The following is an 11388-nucleotide window of genomic DNA, read 5'->3' on the forward strand; positions in this document are numbered from 1 at the left end:
CCGCAGGATCTCGACGCCCAGCTGAAGTCGACCAACGATCCCTACGCGAAAGCGCTGCTGCTGCGCGAGCTGGCCGGGCAGGCCGCCGGCCGCAAGGAGTACGAGCGGGCCGCGAAGTATCTCGATGAAGCGATCGCCACCGGTGCGCTGGCCGGGCCGGCGGCCGACGAGATGAAAGCCGCGCTCGGCCGCCTGCGAGTCGGCAGCGGCGATCCGGCCAGCGTGCTGAAGAACATCGAGCCGCTGTACAAGGCCGGCAAGCCGCTGCCGCCGGAGCAGCTGGTCGCACTCGGCGCCGCCTACCTGCAGCAGAAGCGTTACAAGGACGCAGCCGGCGCGCTGGCCAAGGGCGTGGCCGCCAGACCGAACGCCGACATCTCCTGGCGGCGCGCGTTGTATGCGGCTTATGTCGGCGCCGGCGATGAAGGAGAAGCCGCCAAGGTGCTGGAAACCGTGCTGCGCGATCAGCCGAGCGCCAAGGACGACTGGTTCCGGCTCAGTGCGCTGTATCTGAAGGCCGGCAACAGCGCGCGGGCGCAGGTGGCTATGGAAGTGGCGAGCCGCCTCGGCTACATCGTCAACGAGGAGCAGCGCCTGCAGCTGATCGGCCTGACTGCGCAGATTGGCGCGCCCTATGCCGCCGGCTCGCTGATGAAGGGCTGGCTCGATGGCCAGCAGCTGCCGCGCTCGGCGAGCAATCTGCGCACCCTGGCCGGGCTGTGGATCGCATCGCGCGAGTCGGCCTTGTCGATCGCCGCGCTCAACGATGCGCTGAAGGCTGCACCGTCGTCCGAGTTGTATTTGCAGCTCGGCCAGTTGCATCTCGATCGCGAGGAATATCCGAAGGCGATTGCAGCACTCCAGCAGGCGATCGCGACCGGTGCCAAGTCCGGCCCCGCCTACATGACCCTGGGCATCGCGCTGTACCAGCAGGCCGAGGTCGATGCCGCCGCCAAAGCCTTCCGCGATGCCGCGCAGTATCCGGCCAGCCGCAAGCTCGCCGAGCAATGGGTCAAGTACCTGGACTCCGGCCGCGCCCGCGAACAGGCGATCACCGCATTGGCCACGCGCCGGTCACGCCGCGATGACGGCACGCCGGAACTGGCGACCGGCTTGCTCGGCGGGCCAGTCAATGTCGCTGATGCGGAAGCTCCTGTCGGCGCGCCGGCAACGCCGGATGCCGCTTCACCAGTCGCCGCATCGGGCAGTGCCGGCTTGACGCCGGTCGGCGCCGAGCAGGGCAGCAATGCCGCCGGCACCATTCCGCCGTGGACTGGCGGGCTGACGCGTTCGCAGTGGCCGGCTTCGTTCAAGCCGGGCGGCAAGCTCATCGATCCGTTCCCGAACGACAAGCCCAGGTACACGATCACCGCCTCGAACTTCGTCCAGTACGTCGGCCAGTTGTCGGACGGCCATCGCGCGCTGTTCACGAAGTATCCGGACTACACGATGCCGGTCTACGAGACGCGCCGCACGGTGGCTTTTCCGCAGGCGATCTATGACGCGACCAAGGCCAACAACGGCCGGGCCAGCGCTCCGGCGGCGGATTCTCTCGAAGGGGCGAAGCTCGGCTTTCCGTTCCCGCAGCCGAAGACCGGCGTCGAAGTGCTGTGGAATCACCGCGTACGTTATCGCGGCGATGCCGTGCAGCTCAGCTACAAGCAGGCCGTGGTCGCGGCCGATGGCGCGATCCGCAATCTCGGCAACGTGATGTTCCGGGTGCTGTTCCGCTACGGCAACATCAGCCAGCCGGGCGATGTGACGCGAGACAACATGCTGGCTTACGGCACCTTGAGTGTGGCCAAGCCGGGCGGCTCGCCGGAGTTCGTCGCGCTGTTCCATGAGACCGCCAACTCGCTGAAGACCGCGCGTGGCATCTGGGTGCTGCTGGTCAACGTCGGCAAGATGTTCCGGGTGCCGCCGATCGGTTACGACCAGCCGTTTCCGGAGACCGCCGCGATCCAGTACATCGACATGGTCGACATGTACAACGGCCTGTTCGATCGCTATGTCTGGAAGCTCACCGGCAAGCGCGAGCTGCTGATTCCGTACAACGCCTATCGCTTGAGTGACGGCCGCTACACGAACGCGCAGCTGCTGACCAAGGGTCATTTCAACCAGGCTGGCACTCGCTACGAACTGCATCGGGTCTGGGTGGTCGAGGCGACCCTGCGGCCGGGCAACAATCACAGCTTCGGCCGCCGCCTGTTCTATGTCGACGAGGACAGCTGGAATGTCGTGCTGGTCGAGAACTACGATCCCGCCGGCCGTCTGTGGCGCTTCCAGGAAGGCCATCTGCTGCCGCTGTATGACGTGCAGGCTTCGTTCGCGGTGCCGAGCCTGACTTACGACCTGAAGGCCGGCAGCTACTTCGCCGAGCGCCTGTTCTCGGAATCGCCGCCGATCCAGTACGGCCTCAAGATGGACGATCAGGACTTCCTGCCGGCCGCGGTCAAGAACAAGTACAGCCGCTGAGACGCCATCGCCCGGGACGATTGAGCCCGGAGGCTAGAATGAACACTTGTCCAAACTGAACTGCCTGCTTGATCCATGGATGCCGATCCGCCCGCCAAGCCGAAAGCCAGCCTGTCGTCGCTGAAGACCAGCCCGTTCGCGCGCAATATCGCGTTGACCAAGCTCGGCTTCGGCGCCGGCTCGAAGATCGTCGCCCATTCGCTGATGAACATCTTCCGCGGCGAGATCGAGAAGAGCGACGCCAATCGCGAGTTCTATCGCAAGCAGGCGCAGGTGCTTGCCGATGAGCTCGGCAAGCTCAAGGGCAGCGTCATGAAGGCCGGCCAGATGATGTCGCTGTTCGGCCAGTACTTCCTGCCCGAGGAAGCCACCAACGTGCTGGCGAGCCTGCAGGACGACACGCCGCCGGTGGACTGGAAGGTGGTGGGCCCGGCGCTGGAGAAACGCCTGGGCAGCAAGCGCCTGGCGGAACTCGACATCAACGAAGAACCGATCGCCGCCGCCAGCCTCGGCCAGGCGCATCGCGCGCGGCGCAAGTCCGATGGCCTGGAACTGGTAGTCAAGATCCAGTATCCGGGCGTTGCCGATTCGATCGACAGCGACATCCGCACCTTGTCGCGCATCCTGGCGATGAGCCGTCTGGCGCCCAAGGAGATCGATCTGGAGCCGACCTTCTCCGAAGTGCGCGAGATGCTCAAGCGCGAGGTCGACTACCGCGCCGAAGCCGCGTTCACCGAGGAATTCGGCCGCCGCCTGGCCGACGATCCGCGCTTCGTGGTGCCGCAGGTGCTGCGCGATTACTCGTCCGATTCGGTGCTGACCACAACCTATGAAAGCGGCGTTTCGGTACGCGACGAGCAGGTCAAGAAGCTGTCGCAGCTGCGACGCAATCGTCTCGGCGGCGCGTTCTTCGATGTCTTCCTGAAGGAATTCTTCGGCTGGGGGCTGGTGCAGAGCGATCCGAACTTCGGCAACTACCGCTTCCGACTCGGCGACGACAAAAGTGGTGCCGATGACCGCATCGTGCTGCTCGATTTCGGCGCCACCCGCGAGTTCGAGCGCGGCTTCATCGATGCCTATGCCGATGTCGTGGCCGGTGCTTCGCTGCACGATCGCGTGCGCACGCTGAAGGGTGCCGTCGACATCGGCATGATGCAGGCGAGCTTTCCCGACGAGGTGCAGAACGCCTTCGCCGAGATGTGCGAGCTGATCACCGAGCCGTTCAATGCGCCGGACGATCCGACCACGCCGCCGGAACTGCTGACCGCGAATGGCGACTATCGCTGGGGCCTGAGCCGGCTGCCGATGCGGGTGGCCAACATCGCGGCGCGCAATGCGCTGTCGCGCTACTTCCGGGTGCCGCCGCGCGAGATCGCCTTCCTGCATCGTCGTCTGGCCGGCGTGTTCATCATGCTGGCGACGCTCGATGCCGAGCTGAAAACCCGGGCGCCGCTGTTCAAGGCGCTGGGCATCGCTGACGAAGCGGTCTGAGTGCCGCAGCTGCTGACCCATCACTATTCCTTACGAGTCGAGACGCCCATGAAATTCGAAGACAACCATCGCCTGAACAAGCCGGCCGCATCGGTGCTGAAGATGTATTCGGACCGCGAGTACTTCGGCAAGAAGTACGCGACGCTCGCCGGCGTCAAGGATTTCGAGATCCTCGAATGCGAGACCGCCGGCAACAAGTTCCGGATCAAGCATCGCTCGCAGCAGAAGTCCGACACCAGCTCGCTGCCGGACTTCGCGCGCAAGTTCCTCGCCGAATACAACACGGTGATCCAGCAGGACACCTGGGATCTGGCCAGCGGCGTCGGCCGTCTGGAAATCGAGATCAAGGGCGTGCCGATCAAGATCAGTGCCGACATGAAAGTGTCCGGCACGCCGAACGCGACCAATGCCTTCAACTGGAACGTCAGCTGCGGCATTCCGCTGCTCGGCGGCAAGCTGGAGAAGTTCATCGCCGAGGACATCAAGACCAAGTCCGCCGAGGACGCCGTGCTGTCCAACAAGCTGCTGGCGGACTATTGATCGCGATGCCCGAGCCCGATAACAAGCCGCCCGCTGCCAAAGCACCGAGTCTGCTCGATACGATTTTCAGCGTCCTCGCTTCGTTCTTCGGTGTGCAGAGCGAGAAGAACCGGGTGCGCGATTTCTCGGCCGGCAAGCCGATCGTGTTCATCGCCGTGGCGATCGTGGTGACGCTGATCCTGGTGCTGAGCCTGTGGGGCATCGTCCAGCTGCTGCTGAAGAACGCTGGCGTCTGATCTCCGGCACCGCATGCGCCGCCATTCCCTGCAGGGCAAGCTCGCGGCGGTGCTCGGGCTTGCCGTGGTGGCTGGCGTTGGCTTTGGCGTGGTGCTCGGTCGCGATCTCGATGATCCCTGGATCGCGGCCGCTGCAGCGCTGTTGATCGCGCTGCCGTTCGTGCTCGGCCTGGCGCGCTGGCTGATCGAACCGGTGGCGCTGCTGCTGCGCGGTCTGACCGGTCTGGTCGACAGCTATCGCGACGGCGATTTCAGCATCTCGCTGGCCACCGACCGCCGCGACGAGCTCGGCGATCTGACCGCGGCCCACAACCAGCTCGGCAGCACCTTGCGCGAGCAGCGCCAGGGCCTGGTGCAGCGCGAGTTGCTGCTCGACACCGTGGTGCAGAACACACCGGTGGCGCTGGTGCTGACCGATGCCGGCAACCGGGTCGCCTACGCGAATCTCGCTGCGCGGCATCTGTTCAACGAGGGCCGTGCGATGAACGGCCAGGACTTCACGGCGACCCTGGGAAGCTGCCCGGAAGCGCTGCGAACCGCCGTCGCCGAGGGCGAGGACGCGCTGTTCGGCGTCGAGATCGACGGTGCCGAGGAGATGTATCACGTCTCCGGCCGGGCCTTCCGGCTGACCAGCCAGCCGCATCGCCTGCTGCTGTTCCGGCGCATGACCCGCGAGCTGTCGCGCCAGGAAGTGGCGACCTGGAAGAAGCTGATCCGGGTGATCAGCCACGAGCTGAACAATTCGCTGGCGCCGATCTCCTCGCTCGCCCATTCCGGCGCCGAGCTGGCGCGGCGTGGCGATCTGGCGCGGGTTGGCAGCGTGTTCGGCTCGATCGGCGAACGCGCCAGGCATCTGCACGGCTTCATCGACGGCTACGCCACTTTCGCCAAGCTGCCGACGCCGCGGCTGGAGAAGGTGGGCTGGCAGGACTTCCTCGACAGCCTGCGGGAGCACGGCCCGTTCGTGATCGATGGTCCGGTGCCGGATGGCCAGGGCCGCTTCGATCGCGCCCAGCTCGAGCAGGTGCTGATCAATCTGCTGCGCAACGCCCATGAGTCCGGCAGCCCGGCCGAGGCGGTCAGCCTGTCGGTGCAGAAGGTCGGCGCAGATTGGCGCATCGAGGTTCGCGACGCCGGCCCGGGCATGAGCGAGCAGGTGCTGGCCAATGCCTTGCTGCCGTTCTATTCGACCAAGCGCAGCGGCACCGGTCTGGGCCTGGCGCTGGCGCGCGAGATCGCCGAAGCGCACGGCGGGCGGATCACTCTCGGCAATCGCGAAGGCAGTGGCTTGCGGGTGACGCTGAGCCTGCCGGACTAGTCCTGCGTTTTCTTAACAGCCCAGCCCAAAACCGGTATCGTCCGGACGACCCTTTCTTCCCCGATCCCGGCTTCGGCACGGGATGTGCCTTCCTCCCGCAATGCCGAATTCGACTTCCCGCTGGTTGTGGCACGGACTGGCTGTTGCGCTGCTCGCCGTGTTCGGCGCGTCGCTGTACATCGCCAGCAAACGCATCGACTACACCTGGCGCTGGGAGCGCATTCCGCAGTACCTGATTTCGACCGAAGGCGAGGACCAGAAAGCGCCGTTCGATGGTTTCGTCGCAGTGTCCGAAGACGGCAAGCAGCTGTCGATGACCGCGCTGCGCGGCTCCGAGACCACGAGCTTCACCGACTTCAGCCGCGTGCTGGTCAGCAATGGCGATCTGGTCTTCGAGGGTGATGTGCTCGCCAAGAAGGACCAGCTGGGCCCCGGGCCGCTGCTGATCGGTCTGTGGCTGACCTTGAAGATCTCTGCACTCTCGCTGGTCTTCGCGCTGATGCTGGGACTGGTCGTCGGCCTCGGCCGGGTGTCGAAGAATCCGGCAGCGCGCGATCTCGCCGCGTTCTATGTCGAAGTGATTCGCGGCACGCCGCTGCTGGTGCAGATCTTCATCGTCTATTTCTTCATCGGCACCGTGTTGCAGTTGTCGGCCTTCGCGGCTGGCGTGGTGGCGCTGTCGGTATTCACCGGCGCCTACGTGGCCGAGATCGTTCGCGCCGGCATCGAAGCAGTGCCGAAAGGCCAGGTCGAAGCGGCGCAAAGCCTGGGTCTGTCCGGCTTCCAGACCATGCGCCACGTGATCCTGCCGCAGGCAACGCGGCGCGTGCTGCCGCCGCTGGCCGGGCAGTCGATCAATCTGATCAAGGATTCCTCACTGGTCTCGGTGATGGCGCTGACCGATCTGACCAAGGCCGGCCGCGAAGTGGTCAGCTCGACCTTCAGCCCGTTCGAGGTCTGGTTCGTCGTGGCGCTGATGTACCTGCTGCTGACCGGCGTGCTATCGATCGCCGTGCGCCGGCTCGAAAAGCGTTTCGCGGCCCAAGGATGAAACTCGGATGAGACTCGGATGAACGCGACGACCGACACCGTGCTGATCGAAGCCCGCAGCATCGAGAAGCGTTATCCGAATGGCGTGCTCGGGCTGAAGCGCGCGTCGCTGTCGGTGCAAGCCGGCGAGGTGGTGGTGATCGTCGGGCCCAGCGGTTCGGGCAAGTCGACGTTGCTTCGAACCTTCAACGGCCTGGAATCGATCACCGGCGGCGAGATCGTCGTCGATGGCCACGTGCTGCATCAGCGCAGCGCCGATCTGCGCAGCTTGCGGCAGCGGGTCGGCATGGTGTTCCAGCAGTTCAATCTGTTTCCGCATCTGACCGTGCTGGAAAACCTCAGCCTGGCGCCGGTCAAGGTGCTCAAGCTGTCGGCAGCGGCGGCCGAGGAACGGGCGAGGGCGCTGCTGGTGAAGGTTGGCCTGTCCGACAAATGCGATTGCTATCCGTCCCAGCTGTCCGGTGGCCAGCAGCAGCGGGTGGCGATCGCCCGCGCGCTGGCGATGCAGCCGGCGGTGATGCTGTTCGATGAACCGACCAGCGCGCTTGATCCGGAAATGGTCGGCGAAGTGCTGGAAGTGATGAAGCAGCTGGCGACCGAAGGCATGACCATGTGCGTGGTCACCCACGAGATGGGCTTTGCCCGCGCGGTGGCTGATCGGGTGATCTTCATGGATGCCGGCGAGATCCTTTGCGAGGATCCACCGAGCGCGTTCTTCGATGCGCCGAAACACGAGCGCCTGAAGACTTTCCTGCGCCAGATTCTGTGAGCCTGGATAGCGCCTCAGGCGAATCAGCGAGCGATTCGCCTGAGGCGGCCATCAGGCAACAGTCATTGCAGCAGCCTTAGCGGAAGCGCAGACCGTCGAGACCTGGCAGCGAACTGGCACTGCGGGTGGCCGGCACGCCAACGTTGTACGAACTGGTCGGCAAGCCGGTCAAGGCGAAGAAGGTGCCATCGACCAGGGCGACGACTTCGATCACCAGCGGTTGAATCTTCGGATTCAACGGTTCGAGCAGCGGAACGGTCAGATTGTCGATCTTCTGATACAGCGGTTCCAGCGCGTCATAACCCTTGACGAACAAGGTCTCGGTGCCGGTACCGATCTTCTCCAGCCTGGAGTTTTCGGTCAGGGTCACGGCGAAGCCGCTGACGCCGTTGCGGAAAGCCAGAAAGCTGTTGGTGGTGTTGCCGGCAGCCAAGGCCGGCAAGCCGCCGAGCAGGCCGCCCTGGAAGCGGTTGCTGCCAGTCAGCAGGGTATCGAGTGCCTGCGGCACGCGCAGATTGCTGAGGTTGCCAACGGCCTGTGCCGAGGCTGAACCAGCCGCTGCGAGCAGGGCCAAAGCCAAGAGGGAACGTTTCATTATTAGTGTCTCCTTGTTGAATGCTGCTTCCGTTTGATGCGATCACGGTAGCGAGCGGGGGTGCGCTACCGAACAGACGCACGATTATCTCTTAGGAAAAACGGCTGAAGGGGATTCACTAACGCTTTGAAGGCCGAGCCCCGGAAGAAAGTGTGGGGGCATCGGGGATTGGCGTAACCTCGGTTGCTGGCATCGGCGTGAAAATTTCGTTCATCCTGGTTCCGGATCACTGACGGCCGCGGCCGCAACCACTAAAAACAGGTTTCAGATACGGAGAGAGCCATGAAACGTTCCATGTTCACGCTGACGTTGTTCGCGGTTGCGGCAAGCTATTCGGCACAGACTTTCGCGGCGCCCAATTTCCCGGGTGCCGTGGCCACCTTGCTGTCCGGCAGTGCCCGGTATCCGGGCGGCCTGGCCGGCTCCACGCCGTTCTTCTTTGCCGGCAACACCACGGAAGGCTTCGTCGCCGGCAGGAATGGCTTCAGCGGTTTCGCCGTGCTGGCAACCTCCGGTACCCCGCTGGAAATGCTCGGTCTGACGGCCGAGAAGTCGTTCAACAAGACCTACGACGCCCTGCTGCCGACCTACATCCTGATCGACAAGTTTGCCAAGCCGCTGGCGGCACCCGGCGCTGCGCTGACGCAGCCGATTGCGGCGATCATCGTCAAGGGCGCGGGCACGGTGTCCGTCGCGCTGGTTGGCAACGGGGCCGCTGCTGCGACTCCGGGCCTGCCTGGCCTTGCAGCACTGAAGTTCCGCTGAGCGCTGGAGCAGGTCGGCCGCGCTCCGGCATCTGGAGCGCGGCATCAAAAAAAGCGGCGAACATCGAGGAGATGTTCGCCGCTTTTTTGCTGACGGCCGTCGCCGGCAATCAAGCCATCAGTGCAAGCCGGCCGCCTGAATCGCGGCAATGAACGGCTGCGGATAGATGCCGAGCACCAGCATCAGCACGGCCAGCGCGACGACCATCGCGCCACCGGTGCCCTGGGCCCAGGCCAGCGGTGCCGAGTAGCGACGTACCCAAGGTGCGCGCAGATACAGCTGCACCATCGCGCGCAGGTAGTAGTAGAGGCCAACGGCGCTGCCGAAGACCACCGCACCGAGCAGCAGCCATTGGCGCTTCTCGACACCGGCGGTGATCGCATAGAACTTGCCGATGAAGCCAGCCGTCATCGGGATGCCGGCCAGCGACAGCAGGGCGATGGTCAGGATCGTCGACAGATAGGGCCGGCGCCAGAACAGGCCGCGGTAGTCCCAGAGCGTGTCGGCGTCGTGGTTCTTGTACGGGCTCGACATCAGGGTGACCACGCCGAACGCCGCCAGGGTGGTGACGACGTAGGTCAGCAGATAGACGCCGACCGCTTCGGTCGCGAACTGGCCGGCGGCGATGAACGCGACCAGCAGATAGCCGAAGTGGGCGATCGACGAGTACGCAAGCAGGCGCTTGAGGTTGTCCTGCAGCAGCGCCAGCAGATTGCCGAGCACGATCGAGACGATCGCCAGCGCCGTCAGCACGTCGAGCAGCAGTTCGTAGTTGTAGGCCTTGGCTTCGATGAAGAAGCGCAGCAGCACCGCGAACACGGCGACCTTCGAGGCGGTGGCCAGATAGGCGGCGACCGGCGCCGGTGCGCCCTCGTAGACGTCCGGCGTCCACAGATGGAACGGCGCCAGCGACAGCTTGAAGCCGATGCCGACCAGGATCATCGCGCCACCGACCACCATCACCGTGTAGCCGCTGCCGCTGCCGCTGATCGCGGCGACGCGGGTGCCGATGTCGCTGAACGCCAGCGCACCGGTCTGCGAGTAGATCAGCGCCATGCCGAACAGGATGAACGCCGAAGCGGCGGCCGACAGCACCAGATACTTCATGCTCGCTTCGAGCGAACGGCGCTCCTTGACCAGATAGCCGATCAGGCCGTACAGCGGCACGCTGAGCAGTTCCAGACCGATGAAGAACGAAGCGAAGTGCCGCGCGCAGACCAGCACCAGGCCGCCGAGCACCGACAGGTTCAGCAGCAGGTAAACCTCTTCCTTGTTGCCGTCATAGCCTTCCATGTAGGCGTGCGACAAGGTCGCGGTGGCCAGGCCGGTGGCCAGCACCATCGCCATGTACAGGCAGGAATAGCTGTCGACGATCAGCAGCGGCGTGACGATCTGCGGCGACACGAAGTAGGCGACCACGCAGCCGATCAGCGCCAGATTGAGGCCGATGACCGAGAACGTCGCGTTCCACCAGTGATGGCGCTTGATCGCGATCGCCGTCATCACCCAGACCACGGTGGCGCTGGAGAACAGGATCGGCAGCAGGGCCAGCAGTTGTTGGCGGTTCATGGCTGCACCCCGATCATGGCGGTGGCCGATACCGGCAGGCCGGTGGCGTAGATCGCCTGGACGCCGGCCATCGTCGCCTTGGTCACGTCGAGGATCGGTTGCGGGTAGAGACCCATGAACAGGATCAGCGCCATCAGGCTCAGCATGGTGGTCAGTTCGCGGCCATTGAGATCGCGCAGTTTCTCTTCGCTCTTCGGCGGCCCGAAGAAGGCGCGCTGCATCATCATCAGCGAGTACACCGCCGCCAGGATCAGGCCCGAAGCCGAGACGATGGTGATCACCGGGTTGACCGGGAAGCTGCCGACCAGGATCAGGAATTCGCCGACGAAATTGCCCATGCCGGGCAGGCCCAGTGCCGCCGCCGAGAAGAACATCGCGATCGGCGGCAGGAACGGCAGCCGTGACCACAGGCCGCCCATCTCGCGCAGGTCGCGGGTGTGCAGGCGCTCGTAGATTTCGCCGCAGAGGATGAACAGTGCGCCGGCGGAAATACCGTGCGCCAGCATCTGGATCACCACCCCCTGCAGCGCCTGCTCGGTGCCTGAGTAGATGCCGACCAGGATGAAGCCCATGTGCGATA

The 11388-nt window shown here is 64.7% G+C and carries 11 protein-coding genes; 8 read left to right on the plus strand and 3 right to left on the minus strand.

The window, feature by feature from the left end; translation table 11 throughout:
* The 7 genes from Q0D45_RS11350 to Q0D45_RS11380 all read left to right on the plus strand — a co-directional run.
* Positions 1-2475, plus strand: a 2475-nt coding sequence (locus Q0D45_RS11350; protein WP_293392777.1) for a DUF1329 domain-containing protein, incomplete at its 5' end; no start/stop codon positions are given.
* A 75-nt stretch (positions 2476-2550) separates the two neighbouring features.
* Positions 2551-3966, plus strand: a complete 1416-nt coding sequence (locus Q0D45_RS11355; RefSeq protein WP_293392779.1) for an AarF/ABC1/UbiB kinase family protein — start codon at positions 2551-2553, stop codon at positions 3964-3966.
* Positions 3967-4014: 48 nt separating this feature from the next.
* Complete coding sequence (locus tag Q0D45_RS11360) at positions 4015-4506, plus strand: DUF2505 domain-containing protein (RefSeq protein WP_293392781.1); 492 nt, start codon at positions 4015-4017, stop codon at positions 4504-4506.
* Positions 4507-4511: 5 nt separating this feature from the next.
* Positions 4512-4742 (plus strand): DUF2970 domain-containing protein, encoded by a 231-nt coding sequence (locus Q0D45_RS11365; protein WP_293392784.1) that lies wholly within the window; start codon positions 4512-4514, stop codon positions 4740-4742.
* Between the two features lie 13 nt (positions 4743-4755).
* The gene (locus Q0D45_RS11370) at positions 4756-6060 is read left to right on the plus strand and encodes an ATP-binding protein (RefSeq protein WP_293392787.1); all 1305 of its coding nucleotides are present in this window, start codon (positions 4756-4758) and stop codon (positions 6058-6060) included.
* A 100-nt stretch (positions 6061-6160) separates the two neighbouring features.
* A complete protein-coding gene (locus tag Q0D45_RS11375) occupies positions 6161-7111 on the plus strand; it encodes an amino acid ABC transporter permease (RefSeq protein ID WP_293392790.1) in 951 nt (316 codons plus the stop codon).
* Between the two features lie 18 nt (positions 7112-7129).
* Complete coding sequence (locus Q0D45_RS11380) at positions 7130-7879, plus strand: amino acid ABC transporter ATP-binding protein (RefSeq protein ID WP_293392792.1); 750 nt, start codon at positions 7130-7132, stop codon at positions 7877-7879.
* A gap of 76 nt (positions 7880-7955) precedes the next feature.
* On the opposite strand, the gene Q0D45_RS11385 is transcribed toward Q0D45_RS11380, so the two are convergent.
* On the minus strand, positions 7956-8474 hold the full coding sequence (locus Q0D45_RS11385) for a hypothetical protein (RefSeq protein WP_293392795.1): 519 nt from the start codon (positions 8472-8474) through the stop codon (positions 7956-7958).
* 282 nt (positions 8475-8756) lie between these two features.
* Here Q0D45_RS11385 and Q0D45_RS11390 point away from each other — a divergent pair, with 282 nt between their 5' ends.
* Positions 8757-9239, plus strand: a complete 483-nt coding sequence (locus Q0D45_RS11390) for a hypothetical protein (RefSeq protein WP_293392798.1) — start codon at positions 8757-8759, stop codon at positions 9237-9239.
* A gap of 117 nt (positions 9240-9356) precedes the next feature.
* Here Q0D45_RS11390 and nuoN read toward each other — a convergent pair whose 3' ends face one another.
* Together nuoN and Q0D45_RS11400 are read right to left on the minus strand one after the other, a co-directional pair.
* A complete protein-coding gene (gene nuoN, locus Q0D45_RS11395) occupies positions 9357-10808 on the minus strand; it encodes an NADH-quinone oxidoreductase subunit NuoN (protein WP_293392801.1) in 1452 nt (483 codons plus the stop codon).
* A partial coding sequence (locus tag Q0D45_RS11400; RefSeq protein WP_293392803.1) for a proton-conducting transporter membrane subunit occupies positions 10805-11388 on the minus strand: 584 nt, incomplete at its 5' end. The genes Q0D45_RS11400 and nuoN, both read right to left, overlap by 4 nt.

Source organism: Nevskia sp. (assembly GCF_023266035.1).
GTDB lineage: Bacteria > Pseudomonadota > Gammaproteobacteria > Nevskiales > Nevskiaceae > Nevskia.